Here is an 18558-nt window from a genome sequence, read left to right as displayed (position 1 = left end):
CAACTGGCCAGTTTCTGACCATTTTTCCGCAGTCGCTGACCACGCCCTGGCCGATTGGTCGTATTGTCCAGGTCCAATGCCGTCCAATTCTCTGGCCGGAGCTGTGGCCGACCGTTAGGCTCGCGAGCGCACCGGAATGCTATTCCGGTGGTGAGGAACCCCTGGCCGAGCTTTGGACCAGCTGAGCAGCGGGGTGCGGCCTCCTGTTGGCGCGGGAGGCCGTTACGCGCCGCCACTGCTCCACCCAGCCGTCGTGCGTCGCCGGTGGCTCTCCGCAGCCGGTCAGGAAAGCTCTGAGCGGGTCCTCCTGCTTCGGGAGCCGGTAGGTGCACATCGCGTGCGCGCTGCTCTTCGCCAGCGCCAGGTCGCCCGCGTTGAGCGAGACCTGCCGGTACGACAGCCTCCTCGACGTGCGCAGCCGGTCGAGCGCATGGATGAATTCGGAACGGTTGGTGGCGCGGCATGCCGTCGCGAACGGACTGTCGTCCTCGCTGGGCGACATCGTGTTCGGTCCTCCTGCTGAGGCGTACTTCTCCCTTTGTGCGGGTGTAACGAACGGGGCGGCGCCCGCGAGAAAGGGAGCGGTGTTCGACTGTGTGAACGCGGATCCTACCTCCGTGTCCAGCACCTTTGTCGAACTGATCCGTCGTGTCCTGATATTCCAAGATCAGTGAAATTGACGGCGTTTTCAACAGGACAATCGTTCGCTTAGTTCGTTTGTCCAGATCAGCGAGTTGTCCGGCCTTCTATTGGTTCGTACCAAATGGAAACGGCCACCCTGTTCGCCTGAGGCGGACGGGGCGGCCGTTGCTCCGAACGGATCAGCCGTGGGTGGGGAAACCCAGATTCACGCCGTGCTGCTGCGGCCACCGAGCCGTGACCGCCTTGGCTCGCGTGTAGAACTTCACGCCCTCAGCACCGTGCACGTGCGTGTCGCCGAACAGCGAATCCTTCCAGCCACCGAACGAGTAGTAGGCCATCGGCACGGGGATCGGCACGTTGATGCCGACCATGCCGACGTGCACGCGCCGCTGGTACTCGCGGGCGGCCAGACCGTCACCGGTGTAGATGGCCGTGCCGTTGCCGTACTGGTTGGCGTTCACCAGTTCCAGCGCGTCCTCGAACGTCTCGGCGCGCACGACGGTCAGCACCGGGCCGAAGATCTCGTCGGTGTAGATCGTCATGTCACGGGTGACGTGGTCGAACAACGTCGGCGCGAGCCAGAAGCCATCCGGGTGTCCTTCGGGCGCATAGCCGCGGCCGTCCACGACCAACGACGCACCGGCCGCCTCTCCAGCGTCCACATAGGACCGGACGCGATCCCGGTGGACACCGGTGACCAGCGGCCCCATCTGGGCGGCGGGATCGGTGCCCGGCAGCACCGACGGATGCAGGTCGCGGGTCCGCGAGGCGATCTTCTCCACGAGCGCGTCGCCCGTCTCACCGACCGCCACGACCACCGAGATGGCCATGCAACGTTCGCCGGCGGAGCCATACCCTGCGGAAACCGCGGCGTCGGCGGCCACGTCGAGATCGGCGTCGGGCAGCACGACCATGTGGTTCTTGGCGCCGCCCAGGGCCTGCACGCGCTTGCCGGCCGCCGTGCCGCGCGAGTAGACGTGCCGCGCGATCGGGGTCGAGCCGACGAACGACGCGGCGGCGACGTCCGGGTGGTCGAGCAGCGCGTTGACCGCGAAGGCGTCGCCCTGCAGGACGTTCAGCACGCCGTCGGGCAGCCCGGCCTCCTTGAACAGCTCGGCCAGCCGCAGCGAAGCGGACGGGTCGCGCTCGGAAGGCTTGAGCACGAACGTGTTCCCGGTCGCGATGGCGATGGGGAACATCCACATCGGCACCATCACGGGGAAGTTGAACGGCGTGATGCCCGCGACGACACCGAGGGGCTGCCGGAACGAGTACGCGTCGACCCCGCGCGAGACCTGCTCGGAGTGCTCGCCCTTCAGCAGCTGCGGGATGCCGCACGCGAACTCGACGACCTCGAGCCCGCGCTGCACCTCACCGGCCGCGTCCGAGAGCACCTTGCCGTGCTCGGACGTGATGATCGCGGCGAGCTCGTCGCGGTGGGTGTGCAGCAGGTGCCGGTACTCGAAGAGGATCCGTGAGCGCGTCGACAGCGACGACTCGGACCAGGACTGCGCCGCCTTCAATGAAGAGGACACGGCGAGGTCGACGTCGGCCTGCTCGGCCAGCACGACCTGCGCGGCGACGGAGCCCGTGGCTGGGTTGAAGACGTCGGACGTGCGGGACGACACCCCCGTGGTGCGGGCGCCGTCGATCCAGTGGGGGATGGTGCTCAACGCGGTCCTCCTGGGGGAGCTGTCGTGGTGCGGACTACGAGCGAGGGGTTGAGGAGATGGCGCACGGGTTCGGTGCGCTCTTCACGAACGCGCTGCAGAAGCGCGTCGGCGGCCAACCGGCCGAACTCGGCACGGGGCTGGTCGATCGTGGTCAGCGAGACGTGGCGCAACGCGGCCAGCGAGGTGTTGTCGTACCCCACCACGGAAACGTCGGCCGGCACGCGCAGCCCGGCGTCCTCCAACGCCGAAATGGCACCGACCGCGTTGAAGTCGTTGCAGGACAAGATGGCCGTCGGCAGGGCGTCGTCCTCGATCAGTGAACGGATCGCCCGCGCGCCGGCGGCATCGGTGTACTCGGACGACACGACCTGCGGCACGAGTCCGTGGTCTTCCATCGCGGCGACGTACCCGCGCCGACGAGGTCCGGCCTGGGTGCCTTCACCGCCGTCTAAATGCGCAATGTGCTTGTGCCCCAAAGAGACCAGGTGGTCGACGGCCAGTCGTGCGCCCTGCTCGCCGTCGTCGTTCACTGTGTCCACAGTGGACACCCGGGACGACCGCGCGACCAGCACGACGGGAAGTTGTTCGGCGGCCTTGCCGATGGCGGTCGCCGGCACGACGGGCGACAGCAGGATCAAACCGGCGGGGCGGAACGACAGCAGTGACTCCAGCGCGCGGCGCTCACGGGCGGGTGAGCGGCCACCGGTGTTGATGATGATGTCGAACCCCTGCTCGCGCGCCACCTCGTCGATGCCGTCCACGACCTCCGCGAAGAACGCGTTGTGCAGGTCGGACACCATCACGCCGAGCACGGTCGACGTGCGCGAGGCCAGCGACCGCGCCATGGCGTGCGGGGAGTACCCCAGTTCCTCGGCGGCCTTCAGAACAGCGGTGCGTCGCAGCTCGCTCACCTTGGGTGAACCGCGCATCACCAGTGACACCAGTGCGCGGGACACGCCCGCCCGCAGAGCGACGTCTTCCATCGTCGGCCTGACCACCTGGAACCACCTCCCCTCACGTCACGGACTGGAAACCCACCCTTGACACCCGTGTGACGGAAGCTACAGCATTAGAGCGCTCCAACCAATAGAGCGCTCTAACACATCACGTCGATGAACAGGGGAAACCTGCGATGCGGATCGGAGTAGCAGGTGTCGGCAGGATCGGCACCATGCATGCGACCAACCTCGCGGCACTGGATCGAGTCGACGAGGTGCAACTCTTCGACCCAGTGCCCGGCAGGGCAGCGCAGGCGTCGGCTGAGCTCGCCGGGACCAAGGCGGTCGACGACCTCGACACCCTCCTGGGCAACGTCGACGGCGTCCTGCTCGCCACCCCCACGAACACGCACCCCGAGATGCTGCGCGCGGCGATCGGCAAGGGCGTCCCCACGCTGTGCGAGAAGCCGATCGCGAGCGACGTCGCCGAGATGGCCGCGCTGATCGCGGACGTCGAGAAGTCCGGCGTCGAGGTGCTCGTGGGCTTCCAGCGCCGGTTCGACCCTGCCGTCTACGAGCTCCACCGCCGCATCCGCGCGGGTGAGGTCGGGAACATCTACCTGGTCAGGGCCGTCGGCAACGACGCGAACCCGCCGGACTTCTCCTACCTGCCCGCCTCCGGTGGCATCTTCCGCGACCTGCTGATCCACGACCTGGACTGCGTGCCGTGGCTGGTCGGCGAGCCGGTCGTCGAGGTCTACGCGAGCGGTTCCGTCCTGGTGCACCAGGCGTTCGCGGACGCCGACGACGTGGACAACGCCGTCGTGATGCTGAAGTTCGCCGGCGGTGCGCACGCCACGCTGGCCGGTGGCCGGCACGACCCGGTCGGCTACGACCACCGCATCGAGGTCCTCGGCAGCAAGGACTCGCTGGTCGCCGGCGTCGACCCGCGCACCCCGCTGAACTCGCTGGAGCCCGGTGGCCACGTCGCCGGACCGGACGCCTATCCCGGCTTCCCCGAGCGTTTCCACCGCGCGTACGTCAACGAGATGAACCTGTTCACGCAGGTCATCAAGGGCGAGGTCGCGAACCCGTCCCCGGCGCGAGAGAGTTTGATCAGCCTCCGCCTGGCTGAAGCTTGTGAGCAGTCGCGTCGCAGCGGCGCACCGGTGAGGATCGAGGGGAACTAGGCATGGCGAAGATCGCTGGGGCACCGATCTCCTGGGGCGTGTGCGAGGTGCCGGGCTGGGGCAACGTGCTCCCGTCCGACACGGTTCTAGCCGAGATGCACTCCCTGGGTCTCACCGCCACCGAGCTCGGCCCGCCCGACTACCTGCCGGCCGACCCCGAAGCGTTGAAGACCCTGCTGGCGGGCCACGACCTCACGCTGGTCGGCGGCTTCCTCGCGGTCACGCTGCACACCGACGTCCAGTCCACTCTGGACGAAGCAGACCGCGTCGCCGCGATCCTGAAGGCCGGTGGCGCCGAGGTCCTCGTGCTCGCCGCCGCGACCGGCCTGGACGGGTACGACGAGACGTCGAAGCTCAGCGACGAGGAGTGGGACACCCTCGTCGCAACCTGCGCGAAGATCCGTGAGATCGCCGCCGCGCACGGCCTGAAAACCGTGCTGCACCCGCACGTGGGCACCCACGTCGAGCGGGAGGCGGAGGTCGACAGGTTCCTCGCGGACTCCGATCTCCAGCTCTGCCTGGACACCGGCCACCTCCTCATCGGTGGTACGGACCCGGTCGAGCTGGCGCGCCGCTACCCGGACCGCATCGGTCACGTGCACCTCAAGGACGTGCGTGACGAGATCGCGGCGAAGGTGCGCAGCGGCGAGCTCAGTTACAACGATGCCGTGGAACAGGGCATCTACGTGCCGCTCGGGGACGGCGACGTGGACGTGGAAGCGCTGGTGAAGCTCGTCCAAGAGGCGGGCTACACCGGTTGGTTCGTGCTTGAGCAGGACACCCAGCTCAAGGACGGAAGTCCAGTGGACAAACCACTGAAGGACACCGGGCGCAGCCTCGCGCACCTCAGCAAGATCCTCTGAAGGGACTGGAGACGATGAAGTCTCGTCTGGTCATCCGTGCGGGCGTCGCGCTTGCCGGTGTTGCTCTACTGGCCGCGTGCAGCGGCCCCACGGGAACGAACTCCCAGACCACGCAGAACAACAGCGCGCCGGCGTCGGGTGATCTCAAGGTCGCCGTCATCACGCACGGCACCGCGGGTGACGCGTTCTGGAGCGTCGTCAAGGTGGGCGCCGAGGACGCGGGCAAGCAGCTCGGCGTCGGCGTCACCTACAACTCCGACGGCGACCCCGGCGCGCAGGCCAAGCTGATCGACAACGCCGTGTCGCAGAAGGTCGGCGGCATCGTGGTGTCGATGGCGAACCCGGACGCGTTGAAGACCTCCATCGAGAACGCGGTGAAGGCGGGCATCCCGGTCATCACGATCAACTCCGGCAGCGCGAAGAGCGCGGAGTTCGGTGCCATGGCGCACGTCGGCCAGGAGGAGTCGATCGCCGGTGAGGAAGCCGGCAAGAAGCTCAAGGCCGCCGGCAAGACCAAGCTGCTCTGCGTGATCCACGAGGCCGGCAACTCGGGCCTCAACCAGCGCTGCGACGGTGCCCGCACCGGTTTCGGCGGAGCGGTGGAGAACCTGCAGGTCGACATCTCCAACCCGACCGACATCGAGGCCCGCATCAAGGCCAAGCTGCAGTCCGACACCGCTGTCGACGGCGTGCTGGCGCTGAACCCGCAGGTCGCCGTGAACGCGGCCGCCGCCATCAAGGGCGCTGGCTCGAAGGCGCAGGTCGCGACGTTCGACCTGAACGCCGACGTGGTCAACTCGATCAAGTCCGGTGAGGTGCTCTTCGCCGTCGACCAGCAGCAGTACCAGCAGGGTTACCTGCCGATCGTGATGCTGAAGCTCTTCAAGGACAACGCCAACACCCTCGGTGGCGGCAAGCCCGTCCTCACCGGTCCCGGCTTCGTCGACAAGTCCAACGTGGACAAGGTCGCGGAGTACGCCAAGAACGGCAAGAGGTAAGGAGGAGGCGGGGAGATGACCGTGACGGCAACAGCTCCACCGGCCGCGGACGAACGGCTGAGCAAACCCAGGGCGATGGATCAGCTGGTCAAACGCCCGGAGATCGGCGCCATGCTCGGCGCACTGCTCGTGTTCCTGTTCTTCTCCGTGGCCACCGAGCAGTTCCTGAGCGTCGGTGGTGCGGCCACCTGGCTGGACGACGCCTCCATGCTCGGCATCATGGCGGTCGCGGTGGCGATGCTCATGATCGGTGGCGAGTTCGACCTGTCCGCCGGTGTCATGACCGCGTCCACCGCGCTCGTCACGGCTCTCCTCGCCACCCAGCTGGGACTCAACGTCTGGCTGGCGTTGCTGGTGTCACTCGCCTTCGCACTGGCGGTGGGCGCGCTCAACGGCTGGCTCGTGATGCGCACGGGCCTGCCGAGCTTCATCGTGACGCTGGGCAGCTTCCTCGCGTTGCAGGGCCTCAACCTCGGCATCACGCGCCTGGTGACGGGCAGCGTGCAGGTGTCGGGCATGCGGGAGACCGCCGGCTACGAGTCGGCGGGCTTCCTGTTCGCCTCGACGTTCCAGATCGCCGGCGTCAGCTTCTACGTGTCGATCATCTGGTGGGTCCTGTTCACCGTCGTCGCCTCGACGGTGTTGATGCGCACCAGGTTCGGCAACTGGATCTTCGCGATCGGTGGCGCCGCGCAGAGTTCGCGTGCGGTCGGTGTGCCGGTCGTGCGGTCGAAGATCCTGCTGTTCATGACGACGGCGTTCGCCGCGTGGCTCGTGGGCTCGATCAACATCCTGCGGTACGCGAGCGTGCAGGCGAACCAGGGCATCGGCCTCGAGTTCCAGTACATCATCGCGGCGGTGATCGGCGGGTGCCTGCTCACCGGTGGCTTCGGCTCCGCGGTGGGTGCGGCGATCGGCGCGCTGATCTTCGGCATGGCCCGGCAGGGCATCGTCTACGCGGGCTGGAACAGCGACTGGTTCCAGCTGTTCCTCGGCGTGATGCTGCTGGCCGCCGTGCTGGTGAACAACATGCTGCGCCGCCGAGCGGAAAGGGTCCGGCGATGACGTCCCTCATCGAGACCGAGAACATCGGCAAGACCTACGGCAGCGTCATCGCGCTCAGTGATGTGTCCACTGTGGTCAACGCGGGTGAGGTCACCTGCGTGCTCGGCGACAACGGCGCCGGGAAGTCGACCCTGATCAAGATCCTGGCCGGTGTCCATCAGCACGACCAGGGCTCGTTCAAGGTCGAGGGCGAGGAGATCCGCTTCTCGTCGCCACGCGAGGCCCTGGACCACGGCATCGCGACCGTGTACCAGGACCTCGCGGTGGTGCCGCTGATGTCGGTGTGGCGCAACTTCTTCCTGGGCTCGGAGCCGACGACGAAGTTCGGCTTCCTGGACACCAAGAAGGGCAAGGCGGTCACGAAGAAGGCGTTGTCCGACATGGGCATCGACCTCCGCGACGTGGAGCAGCCGGTCGGCACGCTGTCCGGTGGCGAACGGCAGTGCGTCGCCATCGCCCGCGCCGTGCACTTCGGTGCCAAGGTGCTGATCCTCGACGAACCGACGGCCGCGCTGGGCGTGAAGCAGGCAGGAGTGGTGCTGAAGTACGTGGCCCAGGCACGTGATCGTGGCCTCGGCGTCGTGCTGATCACCCACAACCCGCATCACGCCTACCCGGTCGCCAACCGGTTCCTGCTGCTCAAGCGCGGCCGTGCGCTGGGCAGCTACGAGAAGGACGAGATCGACATCAACGAGCTGACGCGCCAGATGGCAGGCGGTGCCGAGCTCGAGGCGCTGGAGCACGAGCTGCGGGGTGTCGAGGCGTGACGTCGCTGGAGGTGCTGACCGTCGGCCGGGTCGGGGTGGATCTGTACCCGGAGCAGTCCGGGGTGCCGCTGGCCCAGGTCAGCACGTTCGCCAAGTCGCTCGGCGGGACCGCGACCAACGTCGCGGTCGCCGCCGCGCGGCTCGGCCGTCGTGCCGGGGTGCTGACGAAGGTCGGCCCGGATGGCTTCGGCACCTACGTCCGTGAGGCGCTGGAAGGCTTCGGGGTGTCGTCGAAGTACGTCGGCACCTCGCCGGACCTGCTGACCCCGGTGGTGTTCTGCGAGCTCAACCCGCCCGCGGACCCGCCGCTGCTGTTCTACCGCCTGCCGACCGCGCCGGACCTGACGATCGGCGAGGACGACGTGCCGTGGTCGCTCACGCGCGAAGTCCCGCTGTTGTGGGTCACCGGCACCGGCGTTTCCGCCGAACCTGCCCGCACGTCGCAACGGATGATGCTGGCGAACCGGGCGCGCAGCGGGCACACCGTGCTGGACCTGGACTACCGGCCGATGTTCTGGCCGGACGTGGAGACCGCGCGGGCCGAGATCGGCTGGATGCTCGACCACGTGACGGTCGCCGTGGGCAACCGGACCGAGTGCGAGATCGCGGTCGGCACGTCCGACCCCGACGAGGCCGCCGACCGGCTGCTGGCGCGCGGGATCTCGTTGGCGCTGGTCAAGAAGGGCGCCGACGGCGTGCTCGTGGCCACGCCGGACGGCCGCTGGACGGTCGAGCCGAACCCGGTCGAGGTCGTCTGCGGCCTCGGGGCCGGTGACGCGTTCGGCGGCTCGGTGGTGCACGGCCTGCTGTCGGGCTGGGACCCGGTGAAGATCGCCCGCTATGCCAACGCGGCCGGCGCGATCGTGGCGTCCCGGCTGGCCTGTGCTGACGCGATGCCCGACCAGAAAGAGATCGAGGAACTGATGTGATCACCGATGGCCAGTGGCGCGAGCTGTTGTGGCGGCGGGCCGAGGACCCCGGCTCGATCAGGCGGGCCTACCAGGCACGCAAGCGGCGAAACTCGTTGCTGAACGGCAAGTCCACGCTGTTCCTGGTCGCGGCGGACCACCCCGCGCGCGGTGCCCTCGGCGTCGGCGGCGACCCGATGGCGATGGCCGACCGGCGTTCGTTGCTGGCCCGGTTGCTGACGGCGCTGGCCAATCCCGACGTCGACGGAGTGCTCGGCACACCGGACGTGATCGAGGACCTCCTTCTGCTGGACGGCCTGAACGACCGCGTGGTCATCGGCTCGATGAACCGCGGCGGCCTCGCCGGTGCGGACTGGGAGATCGACGACAGGTTCACCGCGTACGACGCGTCGTCCATCGCGACGTTCGGGCTCGACGGCGGCAAGATGCTGCTGCGCCTGGTCGACTCGGACCCCGGCACGATCCCGACGCTGGAAGGCTGCGCGCGAGCCGTCACCGAACTGGCCGAGCACGGCCTGATGGCGATGGTCGAACCGCTGCCGTACAAGCGTGACCACAACGACAAGCTGGTGCTGCAGAAGGACTCTGCAGCTCTTTCCCGCGCCTCGGCCGTTGCCGCCGGGCTGGGGTCGACCTCCGCGTACACCTGGCTGAAGCTGCCCGCGCCGGAGGAACCGGAGATCGTGCTGGACACCACCGCGTTGCCCGCGCTGGTGCTCGGCGGTGTGCCGTCCGCGAACCCTCAGGACGACCTCGCGTCGTGGGGCCGATCCCTGGGCCACCCGACGGTGCGCGGCCTGGTCGTCGGCCGGGCGTTGCTCTACCCGCCGGACGGCGACGTCGCCTCCGCCGTCGCCGCTGCCGCCGAAATCCTCCGTACCGCGAAGGGGATCACGGAATGACCCTGCACCGTCCACACGGGACTCTCTCGACCTCGACCGACGTCATCTACCTGACGCCGGAGGACGCGGCCTGGACGTACACCGGCCTGCGCGTGCTGAAGATCGAGGCCGGCTGGGTGCGCACGATCGAGACCGGCGAGTTCGAGGCGTTCGTGCTGCCGCTCTCCGGGTCGCTGACGGTCGAGGTCGACGACGAGCGCTACGAGCTGCAGGGCCGTGACTCGGTCTTCACCCGCGTCACGGACTTCGCCTACGTGCCGCGCGACGCCTCGGTCAAGCTGTCCTCTGTGGACGGATGTGAGGTCGCCCTCCCGATGGCCCGCTGTCAGAACCGCCTGACGCCGAGGTACGGCCCGGCCGACGGCGTGCCGGTCGAGGTGCGCGGCTCCGGCAACGCGACCCGCCAGGTCACGAACTTCGGCACGCCGGGCGTGTGGGACCACGCGGACAAGCTCAACGCCTGCGAGCTGATCACCCCGGACGGCAACTGGTCCTCGTACCCGCCGCACAAGCACGACGAGTCCGAGCCGTGCGAGGTGAACAACGAGGAGATCTACTACTTCCGCATCGCCGACCGGGACCAGGTCACCCCGTCCCGCACCGGCTTCGGTTTCCACCGCACGTACACCGACGACGGCACGATCGACGAGGACGTGACCGTGCGGGACGGCGACGTCTTCCTCATCCCGCGCGGCTATCACGGGCCGTGCGTCGCGGCGCCGGGATATCCCATGTACTACCTGAACGTCCTGGCCGGGCCTGGGGACGAGCGTTCGATGGCGTTCTGCGACGACCCGGCGCACACCTGGATCCGGGACAGCTGGGCAACGCAGGAGCTCGATCCCCGTTGCCCGGTCACGACTGCTGAGGGGCGGGTCAAATGAGGCTCACGACCGCGCAGGCACTGGTCCGCTGGATGCTGGCCCAGCGCACCGAACTCTTCGACGGCACGCAGGCGCCGCTGTTCCCCGGCGTGTTCGCGATCTTCGGCCACGGCAACGTCCTCGGCCTGGGCAACGCCCTGGAGGAGGTTCGCGACCGGCTCCCGGTGTGGCGCGGCCACAACGAACAGGGCATGGCACTGGCCGCGGTCGGCATCGGCAAGGCCACCCACCGCCGCCAGGTGGGCGTCGCCACGTCGTCCATCGGCCCCGGCGCCCTGAACATGGTCACCGCGGCAGGCGTCGCGCATGCGAACCGCCTGCCCCTGCTGCTCCTGCCAGGCGACACCTTCACCGGCCGCGCCCCGGACCCCGTCCTCCAGCAGGTCGAGCACTTCCACGACCCGACCGCCACGGTCAACGACGCGTTCCGCGCGGTCAGCCGCTACTTCGATCGGATCACCCGCCCCGAGCAGCTCCTCTCGACGTTGCCGCAGGTGGCGAGGGTCCTGACCGACCCTGCCGACTGCGGCCCGGTGACCCTGGCGCTCCCGCAGGACGTCCAGGCGGAGTCCTACGACTTCCCCGAGGCCCTGTTCGCCCCCGTCCTGCACCGCCCGCTGCGCCAGCGCCCGGACCTGCTCGCACTGGCCGAGTCCGCGTCGGCGATCCGCAACGCCTCGCGCCCGCTGCTGGTCCTGGGCGGCGGCGTCCGCTACTCGGGCGCGGCAGGCCGAGCCCTGCGCTTCGCCGAACAGCACAACATCCCGGTGGTGGAGACCACGGCGGGCCGAACCCTGATCCCGCACGACCACCCGCTGCACGCGGGCCCGCTGGGCATCACCGGCTCCACGTCGGCCAACGTCCTGGCGGGCGAGGCGGACCTGGTCATCGCCGTCGGCACCCGCCTGCAGGACTTCACCACCGCCTCGTGGACCGTCTTCTCCCCGGACGCCCGCCTGCTCTCCCTGAACGCGGCCCGCTTCGACGCCGTGAAACACGGCTCGTTCGCCCTGGTCGCCGACGCCGACGAGGGCCTGCGCGAACTGACCGACGTCCTGGGCTCCTGGCAGGCCTCGGCGGACTGGGCCGGCCGCGCCCAGACCGAACGCACGAAGTGGGACGCCCACATCACGTCGCTGCGCACACCCGGCACCGGCCTCCCCACGTACGCCCAGGTGGTGGGCGTGGTGAACGAGGTCAGCGAGCCCACCGACTACGTCATGACGGCGTCCGGCGGCCTCCCCGGCGAGCTGATCGGCGGCTGGCGAGCGACCGGCGAGTCCACAATGGACGTCGAGTACGGCTTCTCCTGCATGGGCTACGAACTGGCGGGAGCCTGGGGAGCCGCGATCGCCCATACCCAGGGCGTCGTCACGACCCTGCTCGGCGACGGCTCGTACCTGATGCTGAACTCCGAGCTCTTCTCGGCGGCCTTCGCGGGCCACGGCTTCGTGGCCGTCGTCTGCGACAACGACGGCTACGCCGTGATCCACCGCCTGCAGACGGGCCAAGGCGGCGTGGGCTACAACAACCTCTACGCGGACTGCACGACCGGCCACTCCGAACCGCCGCGCACCGACTTCGCCGCCCACGCCGCGGCGATGGGCTGCGCGGTCTTCCCCGTCGACTCGCTGGCCGACCTGGAAGGCGCTTACCGCAAGGCCCGCGAGGTGGCCGTCGCCGAGCAGCGGCCCGCCGTGGTCGTGATCCGCACGCACCCGTCGTCGTGGACAGAGGCCGGAGCCTGGTGGGAGGTCGGCGTGCCGGAGGTCTCCCACCGGTCCGAGATCGCCCGGGCCCGCGAAGAAGTGCTGGAGGGCAAGTCCAAACAGGTCCGCTATCTCAGCTGAACTCCAACAGCGGATACCGCTGAGCGCGTGCCGTCACGAGGATGACTCTCCGTGAGCAAGCGGATGTTCAGGCTCGGCGCGGTCGCCCTGATAGCACTCGGCGTCGTACTGGTGCTGCCGCAGAGCGCTCCCCGAACGACGTCACTGCTGCTCCTCGGCGCTGTGCTGATGGTCGCCGGGGGCGCGCTGGGCTGGCACCAGGTCAGGGACGGCCAGATCGTCGATCGGTACCGCGTCGCCGTCGAGCACCTCGGCAGCGACCAGGCCGAGGTCAGGCTCGGTGGGCTGCACGAGCTGGAACAGATCGCGAAGGAGTCGGCGCGCAGCCGGCAGCTCGTGGACGACACCATCGGGGACTTCCTGCGCGAGAGATCTCCCTGGACGGCCGCGGCGCCGTCGGACCTCGCCGTCAGGAGTCCGGACGTCGAGTTGGCCCTGGCGATCATCACCCGGCGGCCCGGCGTGGTGATCGACCTGTCCCACGTCGACCTGCGCGGCGCCGACCTGGGCAAGCAGGAGCTCGCGGGAGCGGTGTTCCGCCGGTCGAACCTCGCCGGTGCGCGGTTGCTCGGCACGCGGCTCGACCGCTCGGTCCTCGATGCCACGGACCTGCGTGACGCGGACCTGCGCGGGGTCTCCCTGCGCGAGGCGTCGCTGCGGGTCGCCTGCCTCGAGGGTGCCGACCTCCGCGCCGCCGACCTCACCGACGCTGACCTGCGCGGGGCCGACATGCGGGCGTTGAACCTGGACAAGGCCGTCCTGACCGGGGCACGCGTCAACCGCGGGACCCTGTGGCCGCCCGACTTCACACCGGCCCGTGTCTCTGCGTCGCTGTTCAGTGACTGAGATGCCTCACATCCGGGAACAACACGCCGGGACACACCCCTTGAACGGTTCGTAGCACTACGAACATTCCAAGGGAGCCTCTCGTGAGTCTGCTGTTCTCCCCGCTGACCCTCCGGTCGGTCACCCTGTCCAACCGCATCGTGGTCAGCCCGATGTGCCAGTACTCGGTGACGAAGGAGGACGGCGTGCCGACCGAGTGGCACCTCGTCCACCTGGGCTCCCGCGCCGTCGGTGGCGCCGGGCTGGTCATCGCCGAGGCCACCGCCGTCGAGCCGCGCGGCCGGATCTCCCCGCAGGACGTCGGCATCTGGAACGACGAGCAGGTCGCGGCCTGGAAGCGGATCACGACGTTCATCAAGGAGCACGGCTCGGTGCCCGGCATCCAGCTCGCGCACGCCGGCCGCAAGGCCATCGGGGACTGGGTGCCGGTGGCGCCCACGACCGAGCCGTTCCCCGGCGGTAACACGCCCGAGAAGCTCGACAACCACACTGGGATCGTGAAGGCCTTCGTCGACGGCGCGCTGCGGGCGATCGAGGCCGGCTTCGAGGTCCTGGAGATCCACGCGGCCCACGGCTACCTGCTGCACGAGTTCTACTCGCCGCTGACGAACGAGGGCAGCCTCGAAGAGCGCATCGCCCCCTCCGTCGAGGTGACGGCGGCGGTGCGCGCGGCTGTCGGCCCAGACGTGCCGGTGATCGTGAGGATCAGCGGCACCGACTGGGTCGACAACGGCTGGACCGCCGACGACAGCGTTGTGCTGGCTCAGGCGCTCAAGGCCGCGGGTGCGGACCTGATCGACGTCTCCAGCGGTGGCAACACCGCGCAGGCGGACATCCCGATCGGGCCCGGCTACCAGGTGCCGCTAGCCGAAGCTGTGCGACGCAAGGCAGACGTGCCCACGGGTGCGGTCGGCCTGATCACCGAGGCGAAGCAGGCCGAACAGATTCTGACGGACGGTTCCGCCGACCTGGTCCTGCTCGCACGTGAACTGCTCCGCGACCCGTACTGGCCGCTGCACGCGGCACAGCAGTTGGGTGAGGAGATCCACGCACCGAAGCAGTACGCCAGGGCGTTCTGAAAGAGCCCTCAGAGTTCAAGGGTTGGGCGCCGGTGAACCGGACGCCCAACCCTTGAACTCCGAAGGCTGAATTCAGCGACGGTAGTCGTCGTAGTCGTCGTACGGGTCGTCGTGTGGCTCATCGCCACCACCACTCCCGTTCGGCGACCTTTCATCAGTCGACAGCTCGCGCTGCAACGCAGCGAAGTCGGTCTCATGAGAGCTGTATTTGAGCTCCCTGGCGACCTTCGTCTGCTTGGCCTTAGCTCGGCCGCGCCCCATGGCTCGACCCCCTCGCACAGGGACGGGGGCGGCCGGGGGAACGGCGGCCCCACTCGTCTCGACAACTGATTCCTGGTAACTACCGTACCGTGCCGATGGGGTTCCTCGCGACGCGGTAGGCGTGACACGTACCGCCAAATCTCATGGCCGCCCTCGCGTGGAAGGATGCACACGTGCCCAGACCGTTCGTCGCCTACCTACGGGTGTACGAACCGTTATCGGTGTTGGACGCAACGCTAGCTTCCAAGGTCGAAAAAGCCCTGGAAGAAGGCCCTGTCCCCCGGTCGGAGGTAGGCGAGAGGGAACGGGCCCTGTGGTTGCGATCACAGTTGGGCCGAAAGCTCCTCCCGGGCGAGTCGTTCGACGTCATGACGATCAGTCCGGCCGAGGTTCCGACCTCTGAGGCCGCCCGTGTCGGCCCCGGACCGCTGGTCTGCCCGCTCGATCTCAGGGCGAGGTCCGCCGCCGCCCTGGTGGGCTTCCTGGCCTCCGCGCCGCCGATCCTGCAGGACGCGGCCCTCAGCCTCTCCCCGGAAACGGTCCGGGCACGCGCGTCCGCCGTGATGGCCGAACTCTCCGCCGGCGCGGTCCACGTGATCTCCACGACCTGGACGATCCCGCTGCCGTGGTTCGCCCTCGTCGACCCCGCCCAGCGCCGCGTGGTGCTCGCCAGCGCCCAGGACGACCCCGAACGGCAGGTGTCGTGGCGGGTGGCCATGGCCGACGCCCGGCGACGGGTCGCGCGGGCGCTCAAGGTCGTGAAGGGCTCGCTGGGCGAGGACGGGCCGGCCAAGGTCCTCTCCGACACCGGCCGCTGGCTGGAGCACTTCCACCCGCACTCCGCGGTCGAGCTCGACTACGGCGGCCTGGTGCAGCTGCTGGAGGACAAGGACCTGCTCGAGGACACCTCGGCGGCCGACGTGAACGCCATCGTGGACGCACTCGAAGCGGACGACGCCGAGGAGGTCGCGTTGCGCTACGAGACGCTGCGCGAGTTCTGGGGCGAGCTGGCCCGCAGGGAACGCCACGGCTGAAGCAGCACCCTCGCCGTGCCACCCGCGGCGGCGGCCAGCAGCATCGCCGCAGGCCAGGCCACGTGCACCGCGACGAAGCTCGCGACGAACGGGGTCACTGCCGCACTCAGGTAGTTCGCGGAGTTCTGCATGGCGATCGCGGTGGCGCTGCGGCCCTCCGGAGCGAGCTCACCGGCCTCGGTGACCGCCAGACCGTTCCAGCACAGCGCGAGCATCGACGTCGGCACCAGGACCGCCACCAGCACCGGTATCGGCGCCTGGTCCAGTACCGCGACCAGCACGAACCCGATCGCGGTGAGCACCGAGACGATCTTCAGCGGCCCGATCCGGCTGCGTGCCCGGTCCGACCACACCCCGGCCGCCAGCCGTCCGGCCCCGCCGAGCACCTGAGCGACGGCGAACACGGCGGCCGCCGCCGTCACGCTCATGCCGCGGTGTCCGTGCAGGAGTGGCACCAGCAGCGCGGTGGCGGTGAACTGCGGCACCACGAGCAGTCCGCTGGCCAGCGACAGCCGGAGCAGCCGCGGGTCCTTGAGCACCAATCCGTGCGCTGAAGTGGCCCGGATCGCCCCCGGCGGCTCCCTGACCAGCAGCGCGACCGCGAGAGCCACGAACGCCGTCACGCCGGCCAGCACCACGAACGCCGTGGGTATCCCGGACGAGAGGGCGATCCCCGGCAGGACGGCCGCGGTGAGGGCCGCGCCGAGCGGGGTCGCCGTCTGCCGGACGCCCATCGCGAGCCCGCGCGACTCCTTGCTGAACCACGACATCACCGCCCGCCCGCTGGCCGCGTTGACGCTGGCCCCGAACAGACCGGCCCCGAGCAGCGCGAGCCCGGCGAGCCAGGCGTTGCCGAGCGCCACGGCGAGAAGACAGGCGGCGGCACCTACGCCGCCGATGGTCATCACGAGGCGTTCGCCGCGTCGGTCCGCGACGACCCCCCACGGCACGAGGGCGATCATCGTGCCGAGGTTGACCGCGCCGAGAAGAAGCCCGACCTGCGGCAACGTCAGCGAGAAGTGCTGCTGGAGCTGCGGGCTGATCGCGGGCAGGCCGAGGAACACGGCCGCGTTCGTACCCTGCGCCAACGCCCCGACAGACAGAACGACCCAGCGGTACCCCATGGGGGCACGCTAGGTCGGCTGCTCAGAAAGTGGAAAGTTCGTCTTACCTCTTGGGACGGTGGTGTCCGCGCTCAGCGGCCAGCAGCTCGTCCACCGACGCGCTCCCGCGCTGGTAGCGCGCAGCGATCTCGGCGTTGAGCCTGTCCACGACCACCTGCACCTCGCGCCGGCGCACCGACACGGACGCCTCTTCCGAGATGAACGTCTCCAGCGCCTCGCCGAGGCGATCGTCCGGCAACGAGCTCACGTCGGAGAGGTCCACGTCGGAGATGAGCGCCTCGACGTGCCGTTGATGCGCATCGGCACGTGACGGCTCATGGGTCTGATAGCGACCCAGTCCGGTCGCGGGGCCCACGGCGTTCGTGGAGAGGATCGTGGCCAGCTGGTCGACCACGGCCGAACCACCTGAACTGCGGCGCTCTTGCTCCGCACGCACGATGTCGATGCGCGCGTGCAACAGCCGCCGCAGGTAGGACAGATCTGTCTCTTCCTGCGCAGCTTCGTCGCGGAGTTCGCGCACCTCGACGAGCGGGCGCTGCTCGACGCCCTCCGTGTAGTCGGGGGCGAGCACCCTGTCGATTCGGCGGCGCCCGCCAGGACGCACCTCGATCACGTGTCCATCCTGCGGTAGATCCTCCCTACCCGCCAACACATCCCATGCACCAAACTTGTCTCAAATGTGCACGCCCAGCAGCTTTCGCGCCTCATCAGGTGTCAAAGCGGGTCGCTGAGCGATCTTGGAGAGACCTGCGGCACGTGCCACGAGCTGTGCGTTGTCCCGCACCGGCACCCCCCGCGAGTAGCTGATGGTGTCCTCCATACCCACTCGGAGGTGGCCACCCGCACCCAAAGCGGTGAACATCACGGGCAGGGTGGTCCGGCCGATCCCGGTGGCGGAGAACGTTGCCCCGTCCGGCAGAGCGTTGACTGCGGCGACCAGAGTCGCGGCGTCACCGGGCATGCCGCCGGGCACGCCCATCACGAAGTCGACGTGCACGTGACCGCCCGCGGGCAGCCCGTGCTGGTCCAGCAGGCGCTTGAGCGAGGCGAGCTGCCCGATGTCGAAGATCTCGTACTCCGGGACGATCGAACGCTCCTGCATGCCCTTGTGCAGGGAGACGATGAACTCCCAGCGGTTCATGAACACGTCGTCACCGAAGTTGACGGTGCCCATCGTGCAGGACGCCGAGTCCGGCATCGCCTCCAGCACGCGCAGCCGGTCCGACTCCGGGTCGTGCACCGACCCGCCGGTGGAGAGCTGCACGACGAGGTTCGTCTCGGCGCGCAACGCCTCGACGGTGGCCTTCAGGAGACCGAGGTCCAGCGACGGCTTCGCGTCCGCGCCACGGATGTGGACGTGGATCATCGCCGCGCCGACCTGCTCGCACGTCCGAGCCGTCGAGACCAGCTCTTCCAGGGTCACCGGAAGCTGCGGGACGTCGGCTTTCGCGTGCTCCGCTCCTGTGGGAGCGACAGTGATCAGCGTGCCCAGGGACATGTACCGGACTGTAGC

The 18558-nt window shown here is 69.0% G+C and carries 19 protein-coding genes; 12 read left to right on the top strand and 7 right to left on the bottom strand.

Annotation, left to right across the window (positions count from 1 at the left end; all coding sequences use genetic code 11):
- Positions 1-139 precede the first annotated feature (139 nt).
- The 3 genes from ACSHWB_RS12215 to ACSHWB_RS12205 all read right to left on the bottom strand — a co-directional run bounded on the left by ACSHWB_RS12215 (position 140) and on the right by ACSHWB_RS12205 (position 3313).
- On the bottom strand, positions 140-502 hold the full coding sequence (locus ACSHWB_RS12215; RefSeq protein ID WP_439662147.1) for a hypothetical protein: 363 nt from the start codon (positions 500-502) through the stop codon (positions 140-142).
- A gap of 319 nt (positions 503-821) precedes the next feature.
- Positions 822-2315 (bottom strand): CoA-acylating methylmalonate-semialdehyde dehydrogenase, encoded by a 1494-nt coding sequence (locus tag ACSHWB_RS12210; protein ID WP_439662146.1) that lies wholly within the window; start codon positions 2313-2315, stop codon positions 822-824.
- Positions 2312-3313: a LacI family DNA-binding transcriptional regulator gene (locus ACSHWB_RS12205; protein ID WP_439662145.1), complete on the bottom strand. Its 1002-nt coding sequence runs from the start codon at positions 3311-3313 to the stop codon at positions 2312-2314. The genes ACSHWB_RS12210 and ACSHWB_RS12205 overlap by 4 nt, the downstream gene beginning before the upstream one ends.
- 134 nt (positions 3314-3447) lie before the next feature.
- On the opposite strand from ACSHWB_RS12205, the gene ACSHWB_RS12200 reads away from it, so the two are divergent.
- The 11 genes from ACSHWB_RS12200 to ACSHWB_RS12150 all read left to right on the top strand — a co-directional run bounded on the left by ACSHWB_RS12200 (position 3448) and on the right by ACSHWB_RS12150 (position 14626).
- Complete coding sequence (locus ACSHWB_RS12200; protein WP_439662144.1) at positions 3448-4443, top strand: Gfo/Idh/MocA family protein; 996 nt, start codon at positions 3448-3450, stop codon at positions 4441-4443.
- A 2-nt stretch (positions 4444-4445) separates the two neighbouring features.
- Positions 4446-5306: a TIM barrel protein gene (locus tag ACSHWB_RS12195; protein ID WP_439662143.1), complete on the top strand. Its 861-nt coding sequence runs from the start codon at positions 4446-4448 to the stop codon at positions 5304-5306.
- A 14-nt stretch (positions 5307-5320) separates the two neighbouring features.
- Positions 5321-6304 carry a sugar ABC transporter substrate-binding protein gene (locus tag ACSHWB_RS12190; protein WP_439662142.1) on the top strand — a complete coding sequence of 328 codons (984 nt, stop codon included), beginning with the start codon at positions 5321-5323 and terminating at the stop codon, positions 6302-6304.
- 75 nt (positions 6305-6379) lie between these two features.
- Entirely contained in the window at positions 6380-7369 is a 990-nt protein-coding gene (locus ACSHWB_RS12185; RefSeq protein WP_439664576.1) for an ABC transporter permease, read from the top strand.
- Positions 7366-8136 carry an ATP-binding cassette domain-containing protein gene (locus tag ACSHWB_RS12180; protein WP_439662141.1) on the top strand — a complete coding sequence of 257 codons (771 nt, stop codon included), beginning with the start codon at positions 7366-7368 and terminating at the stop codon, positions 8134-8136. The genes ACSHWB_RS12185 and ACSHWB_RS12180 overlap by 4 nt, the downstream gene beginning before the upstream one ends.
- On the top strand, positions 8133-9065 hold the full coding sequence (iolC, locus tag ACSHWB_RS12175; protein ID WP_439662140.1) for a 5-dehydro-2-deoxygluconokinase: 933 nt from the start codon (positions 8133-8135) through the stop codon (positions 9063-9065). Before ACSHWB_RS12180 ends, iolC begins: the two co-directional genes overlap by 4 nt.
- Positions 9062-9967 carry a Cgl0159 family (beta/alpha)8-fold protein gene (locus tag ACSHWB_RS12170; protein WP_439662139.1) on the top strand — a complete coding sequence of 302 codons (906 nt, stop codon included), beginning with the start codon at positions 9062-9064 and terminating at the stop codon, positions 9965-9967. Before iolC ends, ACSHWB_RS12170 begins: the two co-directional genes overlap by 4 nt.
- Entirely contained in the window at positions 9964-10851 is an 888-nt protein-coding gene (iolB, locus tag ACSHWB_RS12165; protein ID WP_439662138.1) for a 5-deoxy-glucuronate isomerase, read from the top strand. The genes ACSHWB_RS12170 and iolB overlap by 4 nt, the downstream gene beginning before the upstream one ends.
- Positions 10848-12701 (top strand): 3D-(3,5/4)-trihydroxycyclohexane-1,2-dione acylhydrolase (decyclizing), encoded by a 1854-nt coding sequence (iolD, locus tag ACSHWB_RS12160; protein WP_439662137.1) that lies wholly within the window; start codon positions 10848-10850, stop codon positions 12699-12701. Before iolB ends, iolD begins: the two co-directional genes overlap by 4 nt.
- A gap of 51 nt (positions 12702-12752) precedes the next feature.
- A complete protein-coding gene (locus ACSHWB_RS12155) occupies positions 12753-13547 on the top strand; it encodes a pentapeptide repeat-containing protein (RefSeq protein WP_439662136.1) in 795 nt (264 codons plus the stop codon).
- Between the two features lie 83 nt (positions 13548-13630).
- Positions 13631-14626 (top strand): NADH:flavin oxidoreductase/NADH oxidase, encoded by a 996-nt coding sequence (locus ACSHWB_RS12150; protein ID WP_439662135.1) that lies wholly within the window; start codon positions 13631-13633, stop codon positions 14624-14626.
- Positions 14627-14698: 72 nt separating this feature from the next.
- Here the strand turns inward: ACSHWB_RS12150 and ACSHWB_RS12145 are convergent, their stop codons facing one another.
- Positions 14699-14887 (bottom strand): DUF3073 domain-containing protein, encoded by a 189-nt coding sequence (locus tag ACSHWB_RS12145; protein ID WP_434452324.1) that lies wholly within the window; start codon positions 14885-14887, stop codon positions 14699-14701.
- 173 nt (positions 14888-15060) lie between these two features.
- Here ACSHWB_RS12145 and ACSHWB_RS12140 point away from each other — a divergent pair, with 173 nt between their 5' ends.
- Entirely contained in the window at positions 15061-15921 is an 861-nt protein-coding gene (locus ACSHWB_RS12140) for a hypothetical protein (protein ID WP_439662134.1), read from the top strand.
- On the opposite strand, the gene ACSHWB_RS12135 is transcribed toward ACSHWB_RS12140, so the two are convergent.
- From ACSHWB_RS12135 to ACSHWB_RS12125, 3 genes are read right to left on the bottom strand one after another with little or no spacing between them, the layout of a single operon-like run.
- Positions 15864-17045 (bottom strand): MFS transporter, encoded by a 1182-nt coding sequence (locus tag ACSHWB_RS12135; RefSeq protein ID WP_439662133.1) that lies wholly within the window; start codon positions 17043-17045, stop codon positions 15864-15866. The genes ACSHWB_RS12140 and ACSHWB_RS12135 overlap by 58 nt on opposite strands.
- A gap of 43 nt (positions 17046-17088) precedes the next feature.
- Positions 17089-17658 carry an RsiG family protein gene (locus tag ACSHWB_RS12130; protein ID WP_439662132.1) on the bottom strand — a complete coding sequence of 190 codons (570 nt, stop codon included), beginning with the start codon at positions 17656-17658 and terminating at the stop codon, positions 17089-17091.
- 60 nt (positions 17659-17718) lie between these two features.
- The gene (locus ACSHWB_RS12125; protein ID WP_439662131.1) at positions 17719-18543 is read right to left on the bottom strand and encodes a 3-keto-5-aminohexanoate cleavage protein; all 825 of its coding nucleotides are present in this window, start codon (positions 18541-18543) and stop codon (positions 17719-17721) included.
- Positions 18544-18558 lie beyond the last annotated feature (15 nt).

The sequence above is a fragment of the Lentzea sp. HUAS TT2 genome (assembly GCF_051853195.1).
Classification (GTDB): domain Bacteria; phylum Actinomycetota; class Actinomycetes; order Mycobacteriales; family Pseudonocardiaceae; genus Lentzea.
The sequence above is the reverse complement of the archived record's forward strand: the minus strand, read 5'-3'. Positions and strand labels throughout refer to the sequence as shown.